The following is a 20,234-nucleotide window of genomic DNA, read 5'->3' on the forward strand; positions in this document are numbered from 1 at the left end:
TCTCACATATTCTCTATCTTCTTCATTACTTCTTTATACATATCAATAGAGAGATAAAAACCAGAAGAGATCATTCCATCAATATATTGTTTTGCTTCTTTTTTTGTTATTTTTTTCTCTTGCAATAAGAGTAATATTACATATACTGTTCCGTGTCTCTTTACTCTTAATGATTCTGCAACCTCTCGCGCATATATTTCATCTATAATCGCAATGGCGTTTTTCTCTCTTGCAAGAAAAATAACTTCTACATCCGCTTGGCTCAGGGGTATTTTTCTCTCTCTCTTTATTCTTGTTTTTTCTACAAGAAACTTCTTTTCTCTAATGAGGTTGTTCACATATGTCGCTTCAGTTTCTCTTCTTTCCAATCCTTTGAGAACAACTTCATCATACACACGTTGCGGTATGAATTTCCTTCCAGAAAGAAGTGAAACTTTCTCTAAAGCACGAACTTTTCCCAAATAGATAAGTGGTGATGCATCAAAGACATAATCCATCAGAATGCCTCCAGATCCTCCTGGACAGCTCTATCTTTCACCCACTGAATTTTTGCTTCTTTTATTTTCGCAGTCAATGACCAGATATCTATTCCCGCAATCTCTGCCGCTTTACTTACTGTTGTTTTTCCCTCAGATAAAAGCTTGAGCGCGTGTTCGAGTCTCCACTCTTCCAACGATTTGAAGAGAAGTTTTCGTAATGCCGCTGACTTTTCCAAATGCTCTTCTTTCATATATACTTCTAATTCTGCTTCCAGGACTTCTGGAATTCTTGCGGAGATATTTACTTCAGTCATAATGTATACATAGTATACCTTGTATATAAAGTTTACGGAAGTTTTCTGACTGTTCCTTTCTCTGCGTCTACTTCGATAAGATCACCGTCTTTCAGAATCTTTGTTGCGATTTTTGTGCCGACAATACAAGGCTTCTTCATCTCCCGCGAAACAATAGCTGCATGACTGATAATTCCACCTTCATTTGTCACAAACGCTGCTGCTTTTTGCATCGCAGGAAGGTATGTTGGATGTGTGGTGTTTGCAATGAGAATATCGCCGATCTCTACATTTTTGACATCATGGTACGATCGCACAATTTTGACTTTGCCTGTTATTTTTCCTTTAAAAGCAACAAGACCTTTTATAACTTCATTTTTCCCTTTATTCTCTATTTCTTCGATGCGTTTTTCATATTTTTCAGGAATATTTTTGTCTATAACTGTTATTTTCAGATCTTCTCCCAAACACGTAATAATGCATGGCTTTTCTTTTCTTGCAGCAATTATTTTACTTGGATTATTTTCTTTTTTTAATGCACTTTCTATCTCATCTAATGTCAGATATCCTACTTCTTCGTATTTTATTTTCCATGCTTTTGCTATTTCTTCAAACAAAAAAGTCCATGAATAGCAATGCATTCTTCTCAGATCATCTCTCCAATCTTTGAAGAAAATAATGTATGGCGCAAGTTCTAAGAACTTCTTTTCTTCAGGGGTTGGATTAAGGAGAGCAAACAGTTGTTTTTTGGTTAGTGCTTTTGCATCGTTGTGACTTTGAGCGGTGATATTTCTTACCCACGCTTCATCAAGGGGTCTATACCACACCACAGACCAGCTTCTGAGGAATTGATATTCTTCTGCTATCTTTTTCGGAGAAATACCCTTGCTTATCTTTTCTTGTATCTCATGAAGCGCAGTATTTTTCCACGGCTTGTATGCTGCGGTGAGAATTTCATCTTGTTGGTGTTCTACTTTATTTCTTTTGATAATCCCATTCAGGAGCTGCTCAAAATCTGCCTGCCATGCTTCAATTGCAAGCCAGGAGAAAATACTATACACATAGTTGATTTGCATGAACTGTTCTCTGAACTCACGAAACGCTTCCTGCGTCTTTGTTCTCTTCTCTTTTTCCCACTTCTCTGTTGTCTTCTGTATCTTTTTCAGAAGGACTTGTCCTTCGTTATAGTATTTTTGAATTTGTTCTGGAGTATTGAAATATTTTTTGTACAGAAATCTTCCTACTTCTTTCTGATCTACCCCAATATAGTGGGTGAAATTCTTTTCTTGAAAATGCGTGAAAAACAGTTCTTCTTTTTTTTGCGCAAATTGCCAGACCGCATCGTAAAAAACAATGTCTAAGCCAGAGATCGTTGTGATGTCCACGCCTTCTCTCGCTAAAAGTTTTTGCCAGGTCATGACTCAGATTCATTTTCTCTTCTTTTAATACTTTACCACCAAAACCATTAAATATTGCTCTTTCTAAAATCTCTTCATGCAGCTCTCTCCAGATCAACAAAAGGCAATTGACAGCCAAAAAGCGCAATGTCCCTTCTGCAAGATTGTCAAAGGAGAAATTCCTAGCAAAAAAGTCTACGAAGATGATCAACTCCTCGCAATTCTTGACATCAACCCTGCCGCGAAAGGGCATCTTCTCATTATGCCTAAAGAACATTATCCCATTATGCCATTAATTCCTCCTCCTCTTTTTGAACATCTTTTTACGCGAACAAAACAACTTTCCGCTGCGATGAAAGAAGGCATGCTGCTTTTTGGCAACACGCTTTTCATCGCAAACGGCTACGCCGCTGGACAACAGAGCAGCCACTTTATGCTGCATCTTATTCCTAGGGAAGCTCCTGATGATTTAGAGTTTTTTCAACCTAAAAAAGGAATTATCGATAAAGCGAAATTGCAGGAAACATTCAATCTATTGAAGCACAATCTTCCGATCATGCTTCGCCAGCGCTTTTCGCTTTATCCCATTCCTGGGCAGGAACAACCGCGTGTTGAAGCACAGCAAACACAAGTACGTTCCTCAGTTTCGTCTGTTGAACAAGAATACTCATCTCCTCCACAACCATCAGCACTGCAACAACCTTCGTCATCAGTCCGCTCACCTGCAGGTTACACAAAAGAAACAGTCATCAAATTGGTGGAATCTAATGATCAACTCAAACAATTTGTTATTCAATATCCTGAAGAATTCAAGAAACAAGTGCAGCAAAGCGGTCGCTTGAAATCTGTGTTCGCGAACATTGATGTTGATGACATTATCGCGCATTTCGCTCCTCCGAAAAAAGCAGAGTCTCAGTATTCTATGGATGAGCTTGTTGATTTGGTCAATGATAATCCAAAACTCAAAGAGCTTCTTTTGAAACAGACCTTCTTGTTCACAGAAAAAATTCAGCAGGTTTCGGAATTGAAGGAACTCTTTGAAGGCGTTGATGTTGAAGCATTAGAGCGCGCAGTGATTGCCCGCGATGTTCATCAGGAACAGGATGTGCAAGAAATTCTTGCTCCGTTTAAAGAGAAGACTGCTTCTGCGACACAGTTTGCAAGTAGTCTTGTTGATACAGAGACGCTCAAAAACCTTGCGCCGCATCTGGAGATTCCTGCCGCAGAGAATCCTGCGGAGATTCAGGATGAAGATGAATCTATTACAAACCTTCATGCTTTTGGGGAAGAGGAATCATCTTCTGAAGCTGGCGAAGAGTACTCTGAAGAACAACAAGAAGAAGCTAAAGAACAAGAGCAGCAAAAAAAATATGTAAAAAAACCGTTTTCAAAGAAACAGAAAGAAGGAAACGAAGCATCACCGGAAGAACCAGAAGAAAAATCAAAAAAAGGAGCAGATCTTGATCTGATTTCCCGCCTTCATCGGGAAATGTTACAACGACAATGACGTGCCCTCTTTGCTCCATCAGCCAGAAACATGTTGCGAGCCAGATTGTGTATGAAGATGCTGTTTGTCTCGCGTATCTTCCTTCTGACGCTGCCGCTGTTGGTCATATTCATGTCATCCCCAAAGATCACATAGAAACGTTGGAACAGCTTCCTGATTCTCTCGCGACGCAACTCTTCTATGTCGCAAGCTACGCCGCAAGCGCGATCTATGAAGGACTCGCATCACACGGAACAAACATTATTTGTAACAATGGCGCGGGCGCAAAAGGACATCTTTCTCTTCACATTATTCCCCGTTTTGAAAACGATGGCATTTCTTTGACGTGGCAGCCAAAACAACTTCCTCCTCCAGATTTTGAGGACGCGATGAAGAAGATAAAAGACAAAGCGGATTTTATTGATTACAAAGGCGCGAAGAAAGAAGCTCCTGCTCTGCAACAAGCAATACAGCCAGAAGCAGTTGCTGTTCCTCAAGACGTTGTTTCTGTAAAAGACGCTCCTAAAGAGATTATCACTACATCTGATGAAGAAAATTATATGGTCAAGCATTTGTATAGGATACCGTAGAGCTGATATTATGGGCAAATTTCCAGAATTAATGAAACTGAAAGAGGAATTCAAAAATAAGACTTTACTTGAGTATGTTCATGAGCATTTATTGAGAAAAAGAGAATTATTACCTCTTGATGTTGAAGCATATAAAGTATTTTGCAAGAACTTTAAACAAGATAATATTCGCAGGATTTCAACTGGTTCTCATATGGCTTTTTTACAATGGGAAGAATCATTCGGTCTTGGAGAAAACATTCTTGTTAATCTCCCCCATCTTCTTAACGAAAATGAAAATATTATTTCTTCTCCATGCAGTCGTATTACTTTTAAAAGCCAAACAAGGCCTGGTTCAGTTGATCTTTCACATATGGGTGAGAAGAGCATGAAGCTCTCTCGTTATACATTAAGAGGAAGAAGCAAAATAACTCTCAATAAAGCAGAGAAGATTACTGAACAGGAAATGGAAAACTTCTTACAATCTTTTTACAAGTTCCAGAAAAGCCCGTCTATGTTTAAATTCATCAATCAGGAGAAGTTATCAGCATTTATCAAATACGCAAAGCAAATGGTCAAAAAAGGAGAAACATTCAATGAACAAAGTAGTTGGTTTAGTAGTCAACTCTGGCCTCATCTTTTTAATGATTTTGAATCCTTTCCTCTTATCATTAAGCCCCTTGAAGATTTACAAGTTAAAAGAGAGAATCTGTTAGTAAATAAAAAATTACGAACCCTTCTTGAGAAGCATTTTAAAGACCATTATGGGGTATTATCTTCAACGTATTTTTATTATGGTTCATGCAAATGTGGAATTGAATTTCCTTTAGAAAAAAGAGAAGATGCAGAATTGGTTTATCTTGAGGGAAACTGCCTTGATAAAGATTGCCTGTATTTTGGAACTAAAAAATACAGCGTCGAAGGTAATAATATAATTAAAGAAGTGGAGAAGAAAAATCTAAATGAGACTCTTTTCATTACCTTCTATAATATTTGGGCATTAGCTGGCATTGATGTATTGGGAGGATTTAATCAAGCTGAATATCTGAAAGAATTTAGAGATAAGCTTTGTTTGATTTTTCAAGAGATTGGAGAAAATAAAAAAAGCGAAATTTTGAAGAAAAGAGCAACTAACTTATTAGACTTGGGCGTTTTTGCAGCATTCAATGCAGATGGAATACCTAAATCAGGCTCTCAAGTATTTTTAGAGGGAGGCTTAGATAAACAGTATGTTGAACAATTCTCTAAACTCAATTTTTCCAAGACAATTGATGTATCTTTACAGACTATTAACAGCTTATTTGGAGAAAAGCCAAATCATTCTTTAACAGTAAAAATGCTAAAAGATAACAAAATGGAGTTTATGATAAAATGATAGAAGCATACAAATTAAACTTCAAATTTGAAGAGCCTGTCAGGATTGCTTGGAAAACATTTCACCATAACGCAGGCGATCTTCTGATTGTCAAGAGAGATAATTTAATAGGTTATGGCGAAGCTGTTCCTGACCCCTTCATTACAAAAGACACCCAAAAATCAGTTTTTCGTTACTTAAAAGAAAATGCTTTCTTACTTCCAAAAGAAATCAATCTTAAAACAATTCAAGAAATTCATAAGAAGTTGCCAGTAGGTTCACCAACTGCTCGCGCGGCTATTGACTTTGCTCTTCATGATTTATGGGGAAAGCAAGAAAAATCAAAAATTTCAAACTTATATTCTAAGAATGTAAACATGCCTTTAAATTGTATAACCCTCTTTGGCAAAAATCCAAAAGAAACACAACTAGACGTAGAAAAAATTCTTAAAGCTTATCCTCATCTTAAAGTTATCAAAATAAAACTTATGGGAAAAAATGACATTAAAAGATGCGAGATGATAAAAGAAAAAATTGATGAAATGAAAAGAAAAATCTCTTATGTTCTTGATTGCAACCAAGCGTATAAAACAAGCGCAGAAGCTATAAAAATATTAAATCAACTTGGAAATATTCTCCAAGACGTCATACTTATTGAAGAACCAGTGCCAGCAAGACAATGGGATTTGATGAAAGAAGTTACAGATAATGTTAATATCCCTATATTTGTTGATGAATCAGCCGTAGATCTTGAAGATGTTAAAACAATCATAAAAAAACAATGCGCAAATGGAATAAACATCAAACTCCAAAAAACAGGAGGAATATGGCCAGCTAAAATTATCGCAGAAGAATGTGAAAAACATGGCTTAAAAGTGATGGTAGGATGCATGTTTGAATCATCCATAGGAATAGCTGCCGGAATCCATTTTGCGCAATCAACAAAAAATGTTATGTTAACTGATCTTGATTACGATTTACAGATGCCAGATATTTACAAATATAGGCCAACATTTGAGAATGGAGTTAGAAAATCTACAGACAAAGCAGGCTTAGGAGTTGAACTTGATTTTACAAAAATTGAAAATCTGAAAAAATCTTCTCAAGTGATATTTGAAAAAGTACTCTTTCAATAAATTCTTCTTAATTTAGTTTCGCAAACAATCCTTTCTTCATGGTATATTTCTTTGCCCATGCTAAAAACAACACCGCGCCCACGAGCCACAAGAGCATTGTGCCAATCAGCCATGGGATGTTGATTGTTCCCGCGCCTACTGACGCTTTCAAGATTTCAAAGCCATAATACGTCGGAAAGAAATGCGCGATGGCTTGCATTGCACTCGGGAACACACTCACTGGATAATACACTCCTGACCACAGGACAATGAGATCAGGTAAAATAAACGAAACCGCGAACGCGTTTTCATGATACATAAAACAGATTCCTAACGTGATTAATCCAAGAATGACTCCAAATACGCCGAGCACTAATAATCCAACAAAAATTAACCCCCAATTTAAAAATGTGTGATGGAACAGAAATTTCGCAAGAAGAAAATACAACCCCGCGACAAACGTAAACTTTAGCGTGCTCACAATGATATTCGCGATAATAGATTCTCCTAACGTAATTGGGGAAATAAGGTAATGTCCGCTCATTCCGGACCAATATTGATCCATGTAATTCTGTGAAAATTCTATCTGCGCATGATAGACGGCTCTCCAGCCTGTGACGCCAAGAATGACTGTTCCTAAAATGACTTCTCCCTGATCCAGATATTTGACAAACAGCGTGAGGGAAAGAAATAAAATAAGCGGCCACAGCGTAATATCAAAGAAGCGAAACATATTTCGTTTCATGATGACTGTACTCTGATACATCATTCCGTAGATTCTTTGTGGATTCATTTTTTCCTCATCTTCTTTGTTTCTTTCCTGTTAGTTGGATAAATGTTTCTTCCAATGTTGGCTCCATAATCGAAATACCATATACTTTTTCTTTTCTTGCCGCAAGTTTTTTCATTATTTCTTTGATATGCTTGTACTCTTTGACATAAATAATACAGCCCGTGCTCATGATTTTTACTTCAAGTGTATATGGTTCTTTCTCAAAGACACTTTTTATTGTCTTTGGATCTTCGCATTCTATCTCAATTCCATTTCTTTCCACAACTAATTTTTTAATCTCTTTGATAGTTCCTTCCGCAACAAGTTTTCCGTTGTTGATAAGCCCAATTCTATCACAGAGCTCTTCTACTTCCATCATATTGTGGGTAGTGAGAAGAATGGTATATCCCTGCGCCCGTAATTCTTTCATCAACGCTCGTATCTTGATCGCAATCTCTATATCGAGACCCACTGTTGGCTCGTCCATAAGAAGTAATTTTGGTTTTGAAAGCAGCGCTTTCGCTAAAAGTGCTCGCTGTTTATAGCCAGAGGAAAGTTCGTTGAGTTGGGTGCTTCTTTTGTCTTTGAGTTCTACTCGCTTGAGTACACTTTCTCTTTCTTTTTGCCAGTCTTTGACATTGTAGAGGTGCGCATACACGGCGAGAAATTCATCCACTGATAAAGAGCTGTTGACGTGACTAAATCCTGGAACAACGTTGAGTATTTGTTTTATTTCCTGTGGTTCTTTGTCAATGTCATAGTTGAAGACCGCAATTGCTCCTGTGTCTTTCGCGAGCAATCCCGCGATAATGCTGATCAATGTTGTCTTTCCCGCGCCATTTGGTCCGAGAAGCCCATAAATTTCTCCTTCTTTTATGCTGAATGAAACATTGTTTAGTGTTTGTTTCTTTGCTCCTGGAAATATTTTGCTGACATTTTCTATGTGGAGTGCGTTCATGAGTTTCTTGTTCTTTTTGTGGTATAAATTGCTTTGCTTTTTTTGTTCGCTTCTTAGAAGATGTACGAAATTATTGTTATAACTATTGCGCCCGCAAGCGGTATCCACAAATTATCGTCTATCTTGTATTTCCCCAGCTTCCATTCAATCGCTTCTGCGTTCATTATGACTAACGCCGCGCCAAACGCTGTTGCCGCTGGCATGAAAACTACTGCGCCTGCAAACGCCGCCATAATGCCCGCTATTATTCCTTCTGCTTTCTTTTTCTTGTTTAATGGATGTTTAATTTTGCCATAAAATCTTCCAACATAATGCGAAACGCTATCTCCTAACGCAAGCATGAGGATAGCCGCATATGCGGTGTTTGCATTGAAAAATAGAACGGTAAAAAAACATCCCCACGCATACGACAATGCGCCATGCCCTTCTTTTGCATGCTCTCTTTCAAAATGACGAAAAAACCATGTGAATATTTTGCTCGCTCCTTTTTCCCAGGTGAAGTAAATTACTGTGCCTGTAATATTGATGATGAAGAAAAGCCACAATGGAAGGATTTCAAAGTACAGAAGCAGCACTAGCAAGATTCCAATTCCTGCATGAAATGCTTGTCGCTTGATTTCTAGAATTTTTTGTTCTTTTAGTTCTTTCATCTTCCTTTCTTATCCTATTTTTCTTCTTCTTTATTATTCTATTCTCTCTTGTTATCGTATTCTTTTTACTTTATAATTGTCCACTTTTTTGCTTTTTCTTTAATTCTTTTATCTTTAAGAATTGCTTTGATCAGTTCTTCTGGTTTTTGGTATTTTCGTTTTATTTTTGCGTACAAGCGTTCGCCTTTGAAGAAGATTTCTTTATGCTTTGCGCGGAACGCTTTGACATCTTCTTGCAGTTTTAATGGTGGTCCTTGCTGCTCTGTGATTGCAGAGAGCTTCTTTTCTTTTACCACAATCCAAATGAGCGCAGCCTTTTCCTGTTCTTCTTCCCAATCCCAACCAGATTCTTCTGTATGAAACTCATTTCTCTCGAGTTCTTCTTTCATATATTCAAAGCTCTTGAAAATCTTTGTACCGATGGTGTCGAGTTTTCCATGTGTTGGCAATGCTTTAAGAATAATGCACGCCGCGTCTTTCTTTGCCGCGTCTTTTTTTATTTTCGCGATATCTGTTTTTGTGATACTCTTTCTTTTGAAAAATTCTATACTCGGTTTTGCGAGCAACGCTGTTGCTTGATTTTTGATGGTGTAGAATTGTTCAAAACTCACTGCAGCTGCCGCGTTTCTTTCTGGCTGTACTGGATCGATCATGATAATCGCGGATTGGAGCTTGTCAGGATTTAATGTGTTCATGTTTACCGCATGTGGTGTCATGTTGATGAGTTCTTTCTCCTGCCACTTTTCGATGTTTTCCAGCAGTGCTTTGAATGAGCCGTAGTAGACTGTTAGAAGGTCAACAACATGGCCAGAAAAGCCATTCATGTAACTTTCCGCGCCATAGACTTTTTGCGCTTTGAAGAAAAGTTTGGTGAGCAGGATTTGGTCTCTGATTTCTTCACTAATGTGTTGATTTAACCATTCGACGTGGAGCGGGCTCATGTCTGTAATATTCTTTGCCATGTTTTTGTTAGTGATATAGAGAACAGGGATGATTTCGTAATGCAGATCTTTCCATTTGCCTGTGAAATAATCTCTTGAACCATGGACTTTTTCGTATTTTACACTCTTTATTTTTTTTAGCGCAGTTTCTAGAATAGTTGAAAGATCTTTTTCTTTGTATTTGTCATATTGAAATCGCACGAAAATATCGCAGTCAAAGTCGTGTTTGATGAATGTTCCTTTTGCCGCGCTGCCTCCAAGCATGACATACGCTTCGATTTTCATGTGATCTAACGCAACTCGGATTTCGTGGAGAAATCCGTCTATTTTCTTTAAGATGATATCGTGTTCTTTCTTTGATGTTTTGTATTTCTTGAGAATTGTTTGCGTGACTTTGGTGAAGGTATCTGCCATGCTTATGTTTCTCTCTTTGTTGTATATAATGTTTTCGAAGATTGGTTCCCTCAGGAATTATTTTTAGTTTTTTCATTAACATGAACATAGGAAAGAGACGCTCGATAAGCGCTCGCGTCTCAACGCACAAGACCTCACAGCAACGTTCGGTCTTGTGCGTTTATACCCCATTCCTGACAACCTTTATATTTTCCTCTTACCTATTCATCTTTATGAAGAAGAAAATCGCTTCCTTAAAGAAAAAATATGCTTCAATGACTTCTGTGCAGCAGAAATTCATTCGTTATGTTGTGATTATCAAAATTGCGATCTTCATTCTTTGCGGTGCGCTGCTTGCTTTGGCGTGGCGCTTGCTCTTTGTAAAGAACTAGTTTTGTTCTACTTAATGAAGAGTAATGGATCCTGCACTGCTTCGATTTTACACTTCGGACACTTTGTTGGCGCTTTGAGCTTTGTTCGATCTTTCAACTGAAATCCACAACCATCACACGTTGCAGGAATCATCTCAATTTTCTTTGGTCGAATTGCTCGCTTGATCAGTTCTAAATCTTTAATTATATCTGCTGCTTCTACTTTGAAATAATTGGCGAGTTTATAGGCTGACCATGGTTCTAGTTCAAGCAGTTCTTTTATTTTATATTGCCTGTATTCGAGCATGATAATCACGCTGTTTCTTTAGTGATGACAAACATGATGATACTTTCTCTCTTCCTCTTCCCACTCTGCAACGGTGGTAATCACAAAACCAAAGATGATAAACCCCGCGCCGATATACATCGGAACTGTCATTGGCTCACTGAACATCCATGAAATTAATCCAATCCCTATAACATTTCCTAAAATTAACATGACGCTTATGACTGAGGACTTCAAATATACTGTCGCGTAACTCAAACACATATAGGGAATAAGTGTACTAATTACCCCAAACAGAAGGAGCCAGAGCCAGCTTATTGGGTTGAGCAGCAAAATTGTTTTTGGATTTCCTGTTATAAAGAACGCTATCATAAAGAAAAAGAAACAGAAAATGAACAGCCACGCAGTTCTCTTATAATATTCATAACAACGTCCTACTTCTCTGCTGAAAATGGAGTACACCGCAAAAAGCAATGTTCCTGTTGCCGCAAGCCCATACCCCAGCATGCTTCCTTCTTCTGTACTATTCATACCAAAGATGAAATACGCGCCAATGATTGTACAGACCATCGCAGCAATATCTGCTTTTGTTATTTTTTCTTTCAGAACGATCCACGCGAGAATACCATCAAACAACGGATACATCATGTAGATCAACATTGCTTTGTTTGCATGAATATAGAGAAAGGAACTAAATAATGACGCAATGCTTGCAAACAACAAAAATCCTAAAATACAAAACTCTTTGAGCTCGTCTCCTTTTGCATGCACTATTGCTTTGAGTTTATTCTTCTTGACAATCATCACAACAACTGGAAACAACGCTGCCGCGATCAAGAAACGAATGGTCAGTGTCCCAATAGGGGAAAGTTCACCCATCAGTAGCTTGACAAATATCGCTGGAAACGCAAAACAGAGAGCGGTGATTGCTGTTAAAAGTAATGAAAAATGCATTTCCTTGAGTTTGTTCATGAAGAATCCTCTTTATTGAAACTTATGCTTTCCCCGAACAATATCTATTATGTACGGAATGAGGAACGCGACGACAAACAGCACAATGATCAACGCATAATTGTACTCTGTTTGTACCTTTAAGACTTCTTTTATTTTTTCTAATAATGTAAAGAGAATAATGAGGTCTAATAACGCGAATGTTGGGACAACAATGCCCGCGATGAGATGATGCCTATCTCCAAGATGTTCTATTGAATGAATCATAAAATTGAAGATTAGACCAAACCCAATCGCGAACATTCCAACGATCGCGTATTGCGCGTTTCCCTCAAAGAATAATAAAAATGGGATTAGTACTACTGCACCGAGAATGTTGGTGAAGATTAATAAGAGCATCGCGGTCATTGCGACGAAACGCTCCATCTTTTGTTCGACGCCACTCTTCTTTTGCGCAATGCTTTGCATGATTGCTATTTCACTTTGCATGATTTGTGGACTTTTCTCTGCTCTCTGCGTACTATTTCCTGCTTTTTTCCTTATTTTCTTCTGCATAGCAGCATTATTGATCTAGGGGTTATTATACTTTGCGTCAAGAATACCATCCACTCTTTTCTTCACGCAGCGTTTATTCCTTCTGCTTTATCAAACGCCTGGACAAGTTTCACTTCCGTGGTATATATTGTCTCTAATCTTGTGATTATCGCATGTATTTTTGGCACTTCTTCTCTTGAATTCTGAACTGTAAATCGTGAAACCGCTCTATGCAATTCCACTAATCCCTTCACCTCTTCCTTCATCAGCTGGACTAGATTTATCGCTTCAGCATTTATTTTGTACAATAATTGTCCATTATGAAAATTTGTCTGCGAAAAGCGGATTAATCCTTCAAGGATATGCAAGTAATTTTTTCTTGCTTCCTCAAATTCAGGATCACCATGGCGAGTAACAGCAGCATGTGTCGTAAGATTCTGCATCATTTCTTTCAATTTTGGAAGCTGCGCTGCCAATCGTGGTGTCAATGCTTTTATTCCCTGTTCCAGTTGTACTCTTTCTGTCATTTTTCTCACTCCTTTCCCATGAGATCCGCAGTGCACGCGCCTAATATCGCAAGGATGCTTATCGCGGCGATTGTCTTGTATACCTCTTCAAAATTCGACTGCATGGTGATAATTCCAAACACAGCCAATACAATAAATGTGACAAAGATCGCGCTTGCGTAAATAACAAGAATGCGCAACGGAATTATCTTTAAAATGGTTTTGTCTTCCACTGAACGAAAGCCGGAAAAATAGAGAAAGGAAACGCCAATCAAAAAAGCGATGAAATAGAGCAACGACGCGCGAAGCATGGTAAAATTTTCCGCAACATCAAGCCCTTCAAGAAAAGAAAAATGCGCAACAATTCCAATAAACGCGCCGATCATCCCTTTTGTAAAATCACGATAGGTTATCTTCTTTAGCGGGCTTCTTTTTACTTCCTGTTTTATTTCTTTTTCGAGCTCTTCAAGCTGCTGCAATGTGCTTTCCTCTTCTTCGGCAACTTTTTCAATTCTTTCTTCTTCCTTCTTTTCCTCTATTTCAAGCGTTTCAATCTTTTTTTCTTTCTCTTCAATTCTTTTTTCTTCTTGCTGAAGAATATTTTGTTTTTCAAGGAGCAATTTCTGTTGTTCAAGAATGAGATCTATTTTCTTTTCTACACTTGATAACGCAGTGGTTCTCTTTTCAGTAGGTTTTTTTTGCTTCTTCTTTGGCATGGCGCTTTTATGGGAGAAGGGGTTATTATAGTTTTGCGTTTCCTATGAAATTATTTGTGTATTCTCAAATCCTCTGAAATCATTGTCTGCTGTTATTACCTGCGCATTTTCCTGCGTTGCTGTCGCGTAAATAATCGCATCTGCAAGTCCTACCTTTTTTTCATGTTTCAGAATTGCAGCTGCTTTCGCAATCTCATTTGTTACAGGAATACTAAAACTATATTGCAGGAGAATTTCATTCGCTCTTTCTGCGTCTGCTTTATTTCTCTTGCTCAGCACATGTCGATATATTTCTGCAATATTGATTGTACTTATCATTATCTTTTCTTCTCCTTCAATAAGTGCTTGCACTTTTTTTCCAAGAAGGGATCCAGAGAAATACTCTATCCACAAATTTGAATCAATCAAGACGGTCAAGTTCTTCCCTCTTGAATGTTCCTAATTTTGGAAACGCGCCAAAATACGATTTCTTTGGTTTTTTCGCTGCTAAAATCAGTTTCTTGATGACTTCATCAAAGCTTTCTGCTTCTTGCTCTGCTTTTACTTCTTGGAGCATATGAAACGTTTCTTCTTTTACTGCGACAGTTGTGGTCATGTTATAATTTATAAATTATAATTTATATTTAAATGTTTCGCTTGTTTTTCTTTCTTTGTCACTTTTTAGTGGTAAAATGAGGAAAAATATATAAAGGAGCGGTGTTAGGAAGTTACTGGGGAGAAATGAATGACTTATATGTTACGCAAAGATCTTAGCGGAAGAAATGGAAGAACTATCGCTCAAGCAGAATATGCTTTTATTCCGGGAGCAGAGCAGGAAGTGTTTCGTCTTATTTCTGGTCCACCTGGAGACTTTCGCGTTGTTGGTGGTTCGATCCGTAAATTTGTTACTGGTTCTGATAGAACTTTAGAGACTTTTTTACTTCGTGAGTATGCTCAACGAGGATTTTCTGTTCCTCATATTCGCTCTGAAGACGAAGAGGGTTTTGTTATGAATTATGTTCCTGGCACAACCTTTTTTGAAAAGATCTTTTTTGATTCTGCGTTGGATGTTCCTCATTATATTGCGCTTTTACGAGAGAAATATGCAGTTGCTTCTATTATGGATAGTGTCTTACCAGAGATATTACCTGAAGAACAGAAAGCTCGACTCCTCTTGAAAGAAGAAGAAAAAATCAAAGCGCTTGGAGCAACTCCTTTTGCTATAAACAATACTCCTTATACCGCAAAAGTTAAAGGAAGATATACTCATTTAGAAGGTATCGATGTGCCATCGACATTCTTTGATTTTCTTGCTACTTTTGAACAACGCTTTGCTCCTCTTTTACAATCTGAAAAACATTGGTTTATTGAAGCAAATGGTCGTAATTGGGTAGAAGATGTTCGTCTTGATCTTGGGGGCGTTTTTGAAGGACATCCCGATTCGTTTTTACTTGACACTCCGTATCTCTTTTCCAATACATATTGGCTTCGCAGAAAAGCAGAGGCAGACTTTTTCTTACCACGTTATAATGCAGTTGAAAAAGCAAAAAATGATATTGTTATGGAAAATGCAGTGAACGAAGGACGAGATCCTACTCGTGCTTTATTTGCGTATCAAATTTCTCGTGTGTATAGAAACCTTCTCGAACTTGCTTATTGTTATAATGATGCATGCAAAACAAAAGAAAATATTGCTGATGATCCTGTTCCTCAGGGTGCTCGTTTGTTGATGTATGCGTCTATGATTTTTGCGCATCAAGAAATGCAGAATTCTGGGGTTACAACAACTTTAAACACGCTCATTCAACAACAACCCGAAGCTGTTTCTGATTTGGTTCAAGAGTATCAGTCTTATAATTCAGCAGTTGATCATGTGGTTAGACAAATGATGGCAAAATTAGGGTTGATGGAGCCTGCAGTTCTTGCTCAGGTCTTTACTCATTTTGCGTTTATGCGCGATAATTATCGAACGTATGGTCCGGATAGTCCATTCTCTATTTTCTCCATGCATAATTCCTATGCTGATATTCGTTTGGTAGATTCTTAGATAAGGAGCGCCACTACATGCGATGAAAGCGCAAATAAATATTCTGAAATGGTGTGCATAGAAAGAGACATAGGAACACCTTTCAGTTCTTTTTTTCGCACATCAGAAAGCATTGTGTTTATGCGCATTGCTTCTTCGAGTTTGTTCGCAAAGAGTGCGGATTGCAGCGCAGCAAAAGCATCAGTTTTTTGCTTAAGAAGTTCATATTCATGGTTTGACCATACTTTTTTTGTTCTTCCAATATCCACATAACACCCTGCAATTTTCTCTGCAAGAAAAACAAGTGTATAATATTCATAGCATCTATCATTTTGGAACGTAGTTTTATTGATTATAAGTTGACAGTAATCTCTTAGTTTTAGGATAGATATTCTCAGATCTTCTGCTTCTTTTGTCGTTTTCTTTTCCTTGATGTTTTCTAAAACTTCTTCTTGAAGCACTGTAATTGACGTAAAAAACTTCTGTAATACTGTTGCAAGCGTTGCTGTGTCAATCTTTAGTATATTTTTGATAATTACTTCTCTTTTACTTTGCTTTACAATGACTAGGCCAAGTAAGGTATCGACAATGCGCTGCATTGATGCGTAAGAAAAGTCTTCAGTGCTTCTCAATGTTATTGTTGTATATCCTCTTCTATACGCAGAAGCAAGAATTGTTCTTATTCGTGAATCATTCTGATTCTTTATTTCAAACGTCGTTGCTCTCTCCTGTTTTTGATATTCTGCTGCAATAAGAAGATTTCCATGACGCTCTTCGATCGTCACTTCTTCCTCTCCTGAAAGATTGTGCGCTCTCACCCATTCGATAGGAAGCGTGACAGTAAACCCTCCCGCGCCTTGTTTGATGAGTTTTCGCTTCATCTCTCTTGGAGAGATGCTGTTTCTTTTATAGTTTTGCTTTTTATATTATTCATATTAATAATATAAGAAAAATATAAATACTTGATGGATAACTATTCTATAGTGACGAAAGTCATAGATTACAGAAACAACAAAAAAAGAGAAAACAAAGGTGAATGAAAAATGAGTGGATACAATGAAAGTAATAGTGGTTGGGCAATGTTTGGAAAAGCAACAGTGTGGGTAGTAGGATTAGGAGCTCTTGGGACAGGATTATATTTTGGCGGAAACTCGCTTTACCAAGAAGGAGTTAGTGATGGGAGAAATACGACATTACGAGAAACTTCCGCAGCATATGAGCAAAAACAAGCAGATCTCGTTGCAGCAGGTCTTGTTCTTCCTGAAAAAGGCTGTTTGCGTTATAAGAAAGAAGTGAACAGAGATGGCGATCCTATTAACGTAATTTCTTGCAGTGGTTCTTCTGCTACATTAGAACTTCGTCTTGTAAATGACACATTTGGGATTTTGACTTATACACAAGGAGCTGTTAAAAACACACTTACTCCTTTGTATGGTGACTTTTTATCCTTAAATAGGTATGTTACAAAAATAGAGCAAGTAAAATAGATAACAAATAATTTTTTCTTTTCTTCCATTTCCTTTATAAACTTTAAGCTGCTATCGTAAGAAAACAGTAAAATCTTACGATGCCATCGTAAAGTTTATAAATAATCATGCTTTTCTTATGATATATGGAAGAAGCATTCACATTAATGAATCCGTGGTGGAGTAATAATTCTCTCAATACAGGCATCAGAAGGGAAAAATATCTCGTTCCGCTCCTTTCTTCTCTTGACAAAAAAGAAATTGCCTTTTTGACAGGTTTACGAAGAGTGGGAAAAACAACGCTTCTTAAACAAATTATTCAGGAACTCCTCGCAAAAACTGAACCAAACACCATTCTTTATCTTACTCTGGACTTTATCACTTTTCATGGAATGACTATTCACGCGCTTATTGAAGCGTTTCGTAAAATGCATGGTCATACACGAGATAAAAAGATTTACTTATTTTTAGATGAGATCGTCCATGTTCCCTCTTTTGAACAAGAGCTTAAGAATTTTTATGATTTGGAGCATGTAAAAATTTATGCCTCCTCTTCTTCAGCGTCTCTACTTCGTTCAAAAAATAATTATCTTGTTGGAAGATCGCGCATTATTGAGATTCATCCTCTTGACTTTTCAGAGTATCTTCTCTTTAAAGGAATCATTGTAAAAAAAGAAGAAAGTTATCTTCTTGACAAACATTTTGAGCAATATGTACTTTATGGTGGACTTCCTGAATATGTTATTACAGGAGATCCTCAAACGATTAAGACAACAATAGAACAAATTATGTATAAAGACATTATTGCTGTTTATAACATTAAAGATAAGGAAACTGTAGAAAAACTCTTCTTGCTTCTCTGTGAGCGCGTGGGAAAGAGACTCAGTTATGCAAAGATTGCGCGTATCTTAGGATGTAGTGTTGATAGTGTTAGAAGATATATTGGTTATTTTGAGGAGACTTTTTTGTTTTATACTATTGAACGATATGCACGCTCTCTTAATGAACGCACTTTTTCTCCTAAAAAAGTATACATCGCTGACACTGGCATTCATACTGTCTTTGTCGGGGCAAAAGACAAGGGCGCTCTTTTTGAAAATCTTATTTTCATGGAAATAAAGGATAATTCTGTCCATTATTATTTTGAAAACGGAAAAGAAATTGATTTTATACTTGTGAAACCGAAAGAAAAGATTGCTATTGAAGTAAAATATAAAGAAAAAATAGAAAAAGAAGAGCTTTCTTTCTTTCATGAGTCTCCATTCTCAAAAAAAATACTCGTTCAAAATTACAAAGATTTGCAGAAGCTCTCTTCCTTCATCGCTTAATTATATTCCATCCCGCAAGAATATCATGCGTGAGAGAAGTATCTTTCTTTGGTCCAAGACCATCCTGAAATTCTTCGCCAATTACTTTTGCCGCGAGCTTTTTATAGGCAAGCGCGGCTTCACCGTCAGGATGCGTATACAGAACAGGACCTTTCAACTGATACGCAGCGCGAACACTGCTCTCTTCAGGAATAACACCAATCACAGGAACTTCAAGGAACGCTTCAATATTCTGGATGTCAATTTCATGCTCTTCACCACGAACTCTGTTGACAATAATTCCCACAACCTGTTTATTCAGTTCTCGCGCCATCTTGATTGTCTTTCTCGCGTCGCTCATCGCCGCTAAATCAGGCGTGGTGATTGGAAGAACAAAATCCACCGCGTCAATAATTGTCTGCGCTTCTGGGCTCACGCCTGGCGCTCCATCGACAATAACAAGCTCTGCTTTTCCATCGAGTTCATGGATTATTGTTTTGAACCCTGCAAGATTAATTGCTTTTGAACTTTCATACGCGATGTTTCCGGGAATAATGCGAAGTCCGCACGGGTGATAATACAAACAAGAACTTAATGGTACTTTTCCGTCGAGCGCGTCATGGATAGAAGATGGAAGTGTTGGAACGCCAAGATGAATAGACATATTTGGCGCAGTAAGATCCGCGTCAATCGCAATGACATTTCTGCCAAAAAATGACAGCGCGCTTGCAAGATTGATTGATGTGGTTGTTTTTCCCACACCCCCTTTTGCACTAATTACTGCAAAGTATTTTGTCATTACAGGTCACTTCTTTTACATCAACGCTTTGATATAATCAAAATATTCCTTCATATTCTTGTAAAACTCTGTTACTTTATCAATGTGCACATGATATTCTCCTTCATCAAGTTGCGCGATCAGCGTGACATGTCTTCTGTATTCGTTAATGCTGTTGTACTCCGCTTTGCTTAATGTCTTTATGAGAATATAAAATTCCAAGAAATTCATTAATGTCTTGTCGTCGGGATAGAGGCGCTTGAGCTCCTTGCATTTCATCATCGGATGCGGCGTCAAGCTTTTTACTTTTCCTGTGCTTTTCGCGTGCTCGCCGAGCGCGTTCATCATGCATTCGCATGTCGCGATCATTCTCTCGACAACATTCTTGAGCACGTCTGTTGTTCGTGTGTATTTTAGACTGACATAGATCAAGTGATCGACACGTTTCAATTCTTCGTATGCTTCTTCCAGTTGATCTCTCATGTTTTCACACACTCTCTGATACACACTTCTTTATATTTCCTTCTCTTCTCTTCGAGAACTGAATTTTATAATGATTATATAATCATCTTTATAAGGTTTGTGTGTCTTTTTTGTTTTTGCTCTTCATTCTTTGTTACCGAGAGATGCTCCTTTTCGCATTTTTGCTTTCTCTCATTTTCGCAAAGTTTATATACTATTCTTTCTGGTGAATGATGTTACACAAAAGAGGTGTTTAGATGGGAGATGCAAAAACAAGTTACAAAGTTGGTGGGAATCAAGCGAAAGGAAATCCAAAGAGTATTGAAGCGCAAAATAAAGTAGGGAATGTTCGCTCTTCAGGAACTATTAAAGGAACAACAGGAACACAACGTGGATTAGGCGCAGGATTAAAACGACGAAAATAATTTATTCATATTTATAACAA

Annotated in this window: 26 protein-coding genes; 9 read left to right on the top strand and 17 right to left on the bottom strand. The window is 37.6% G+C overall.

Annotated elements, in window-relative coordinates:
• Window positions 1–2: 2 nt before the first annotated feature.
• Genes HZC31_04345 through HZC31_04355 form a run of 3 tightly spaced genes read right to left on the bottom strand, consistent with a single transcriptional unit; the run spans window position 3 to window position 2,190 of the window.
• A complete protein-coding gene (locus HZC31_04345; protein MBI5002590.1) occupies window positions 3–497 on the bottom strand; it encodes a DUF3368 domain-containing protein in 495 nt (164 codons plus the stop codon).
• Entirely contained in the window at window positions 497–793 is a 297-nt protein-coding gene (locus HZC31_04350) for a hypothetical protein (protein ID MBI5002591.1), read from the bottom strand. The genes HZC31_04345 and HZC31_04350 overlap by 1 nt, the downstream gene beginning before the upstream one ends.
• A 32-nt stretch (window positions 794–825) precedes the next feature.
• The gene (locus HZC31_04355) at window positions 826–2,190 is read right to left on the bottom strand and encodes a hypothetical protein (GenBank protein ID MBI5002592.1); all 1,365 of its coding nucleotides are present in this window, start codon (window positions 2,188–2,190) and stop codon (window positions 826–828) included.
• A gap of 76 nt (window positions 2,191–2,266) precedes the next feature.
• On the opposite strand from HZC31_04355, the gene HZC31_04360 reads away from it, so the two are divergent.
• From HZC31_04360 to HZC31_04375, 4 genes are read left to right on the top strand one after another with little or no spacing between them, the layout of a single operon-like run.
• Window positions 2,267–3,676 (top strand): HIT domain-containing protein, encoded by a 1,410-nt coding sequence (locus HZC31_04360; GenBank protein ID MBI5002593.1) that lies wholly within the window; start codon window positions 2,267–2,269, stop codon window positions 3,674–3,676.
• Window positions 3,673–4,245, top strand: coding sequence for an HIT family protein (locus HZC31_04365; GenBank protein ID MBI5002594.1), 573 nt, complete (start codon window positions 3,673–3,675; stop codon window positions 4,243–4,245). The genes HZC31_04360 and HZC31_04365 overlap by 4 nt, the downstream gene beginning before the upstream one ends.
• 10 nt (window positions 4,246–4,255) lie before the next feature.
• A complete protein-coding gene (locus HZC31_04370) occupies window positions 4,256–5,599 on the top strand; it encodes a hypothetical protein (protein MBI5002595.1) in 1,344 nt (447 codons plus the stop codon).
• Entirely contained in the window at window positions 5,596–6,714 is a 1,119-nt protein-coding gene (locus HZC31_04375) for a hypothetical protein (protein MBI5002596.1), read from the top strand. The genes HZC31_04370 and HZC31_04375 overlap by 4 nt, the downstream gene beginning before the upstream one ends.
• 7 nt (window positions 6,715–6,721) lie before the next feature.
• Here the strand turns inward: HZC31_04375 and HZC31_04380 are convergent, their stop codons facing one another.
• From HZC31_04380 to HZC31_04395, 4 genes are all read right to left on the bottom strand, one after another.
• Window positions 6,722–7,486, bottom strand: coding sequence for an ABC transporter permease (locus tag HZC31_04380; GenBank protein ID MBI5002597.1), 765 nt, complete (start codon window positions 7,484–7,486; stop codon window positions 6,722–6,724).
• Between the two features lie 7 nt (window positions 7,487–7,493).
• The gene (locus HZC31_04385) at window positions 7,494–8,423 is read right to left on the bottom strand and encodes an ABC transporter ATP-binding protein (GenBank protein MBI5002598.1); all 930 of its coding nucleotides are present in this window, start codon (window positions 8,421–8,423) and stop codon (window positions 7,494–7,496) included.
• Between the two features lie 53 nt (window positions 8,424–8,476).
• Window positions 8,477–9,073 carry a hypothetical protein gene (locus tag HZC31_04390; protein ID MBI5002599.1) on the bottom strand — a complete coding sequence of 199 codons (597 nt, stop codon included), beginning with the start codon at window positions 9,071–9,073 and terminating at the stop codon, window positions 8,477–8,479.
• Window positions 9,074–9,138: 65 nt separating this feature from the next.
• A complete protein-coding gene (locus tag HZC31_04395; GenBank protein MBI5002600.1) occupies window positions 9,139–10,428 on the bottom strand; it encodes a hypothetical protein in 1,290 nt (429 codons plus the stop codon).
• Window positions 10,429–10,640: 212 nt separating this feature from the next.
• On the opposite strand from HZC31_04395, the gene HZC31_04400 reads away from it, so the two are divergent.
• On the top strand, window positions 10,641–10,799 hold the full coding sequence (locus tag HZC31_04400) for a hypothetical protein (GenBank protein ID MBI5002601.1): 159 nt from the start codon (window positions 10,641–10,643) through the stop codon (window positions 10,797–10,799).
• A 7-nt stretch (window positions 10,800–10,806) separates the two neighbouring features.
• On the opposite strand, the gene HZC31_04405 is transcribed toward HZC31_04400, so the two are convergent.
• The 7 genes from HZC31_04405 to HZC31_04435 all read right to left on the bottom strand — a co-directional run bounded on the left by HZC31_04405 (window position 10,807) and on the right by HZC31_04435 (window position 14,366).
• Window positions 10,807–11,085, bottom strand: a complete 279-nt coding sequence (locus tag HZC31_04405; GenBank protein ID MBI5002602.1) for a hypothetical protein — start codon at window positions 11,083–11,085, stop codon at window positions 10,807–10,809.
• Window positions 11,086–11,103: 18 nt separating this feature from the next.
• Window positions 11,104–12,036, bottom strand: a complete 933-nt coding sequence (locus tag HZC31_04410) for a DMT family transporter (protein ID MBI5002603.1) — start codon at window positions 12,034–12,036, stop codon at window positions 11,104–11,106.
• Between the two features lie 12 nt (window positions 12,037–12,048).
• A complete protein-coding gene (locus HZC31_04415; protein MBI5002604.1) occupies window positions 12,049–12,570 on the bottom strand; it encodes a hypothetical protein in 522 nt (173 codons plus the stop codon).
• 62 nt (window positions 12,571–12,632) lie between these two features.
• Window positions 12,633–13,076, bottom strand: coding sequence for a hypothetical protein (locus HZC31_04420; protein MBI5002605.1), 444 nt, complete (start codon window positions 13,074–13,076; stop codon window positions 12,633–12,635).
• Between the two features lie 5 nt (window positions 13,077–13,081).
• Complete coding sequence (locus tag HZC31_04425) at window positions 13,082–13,771, bottom strand: DUF2391 family protein (GenBank protein MBI5002606.1); 690 nt, start codon at window positions 13,769–13,771, stop codon at window positions 13,082–13,084.
• A 42-nt stretch (window positions 13,772–13,813) separates the two neighbouring features.
• Window positions 13,814–14,179 (bottom strand): type II toxin-antitoxin system VapC family toxin, encoded by a 366-nt coding sequence (locus HZC31_04430; GenBank protein MBI5002607.1) that lies wholly within the window; start codon window positions 14,177–14,179, stop codon window positions 13,814–13,816.
• On the bottom strand, window positions 14,172–14,366 hold the full coding sequence (locus HZC31_04435) for a hypothetical protein (protein ID MBI5002608.1): 195 nt from the start codon (window positions 14,364–14,366) through the stop codon (window positions 14,172–14,174). Before HZC31_04435 ends, HZC31_04430 begins: the two co-directional genes overlap by 8 nt.
• 129 nt (window positions 14,367–14,495) lie before the next feature.
• Between HZC31_04435 and HZC31_04440 the strand changes: the two genes are divergently transcribed.
• A complete protein-coding gene (locus HZC31_04440; protein MBI5002609.1) occupies window positions 14,496–15,797 on the top strand; it encodes a hypothetical protein in 1,302 nt (433 codons plus the stop codon).
• On the opposite strand, the gene HZC31_04445 is transcribed toward HZC31_04440, so the two are convergent.
• Window positions 15,794–16,657 (bottom strand): hypothetical protein, encoded by an 864-nt coding sequence (locus HZC31_04445; protein ID MBI5002610.1) that lies wholly within the window; start codon window positions 16,655–16,657, stop codon window positions 15,794–15,796. The two genes, HZC31_04440 and HZC31_04445, sit on opposite strands and share 4 nt — an antisense overlap.
• Before the next feature lie 162 nt (window positions 16,658–16,819).
• Here HZC31_04445 and HZC31_04450 point away from each other — a divergent pair, with 162 nt between their 5' ends.
• Together HZC31_04450 and HZC31_04455 are read left to right on the top strand one after the other, a co-directional pair.
• Entirely contained in the window at window positions 16,820–17,263 is a 444-nt protein-coding gene (locus tag HZC31_04450; GenBank protein MBI5002611.1) for a hypothetical protein, read from the top strand.
• Window positions 17,264–17,388: 125 nt separating this feature from the next.
• Complete coding sequence (locus tag HZC31_04455; protein MBI5002612.1) at window positions 17,389–18,570, top strand: ATP-binding protein; 1,182 nt, start codon at window positions 17,389–17,391, stop codon at window positions 18,568–18,570.
• Here the strand turns inward: HZC31_04455 and HZC31_04460 are convergent.
• Together HZC31_04460 and HZC31_04465 are read right to left on the bottom strand one after the other, a co-directional pair.
• A complete protein-coding gene (locus HZC31_04460) occupies window positions 18,560–19,348 on the bottom strand; it encodes a P-loop NTPase (protein ID MBI5002613.1) in 789 nt (262 codons plus the stop codon). The two genes, HZC31_04455 and HZC31_04460, sit on opposite strands and share 11 nt — an antisense overlap.
• 15 nt (window positions 19,349–19,363) lie before the next feature.
• The gene (locus HZC31_04465) at window positions 19,364–19,810 is read right to left on the bottom strand and encodes a hypothetical protein (GenBank protein ID MBI5002614.1); all 447 of its coding nucleotides are present in this window, start codon (window positions 19,808–19,810) and stop codon (window positions 19,364–19,366) included.
• Between the two features lie 236 nt (window positions 19,811–20,046).
• Between HZC31_04465 and HZC31_04470 the strand changes: the two genes are divergently transcribed.
• Complete coding sequence (locus tag HZC31_04470) at window positions 20,047–20,214, top strand: hypothetical protein (GenBank protein MBI5002615.1); 168 nt, start codon at window positions 20,047–20,049, stop codon at window positions 20,212–20,214.
• Window positions 20,215–20,234 lie beyond the last annotated feature (20 nt).

The organism is Candidatus Woesearchaeota archaeon (assembly GCA_016214075.1).
Taxonomy (GTDB): domain Archaea; phylum Nanobdellota; class Nanobdellia; order Woesearchaeales; family DSVV01; genus JACRPI01.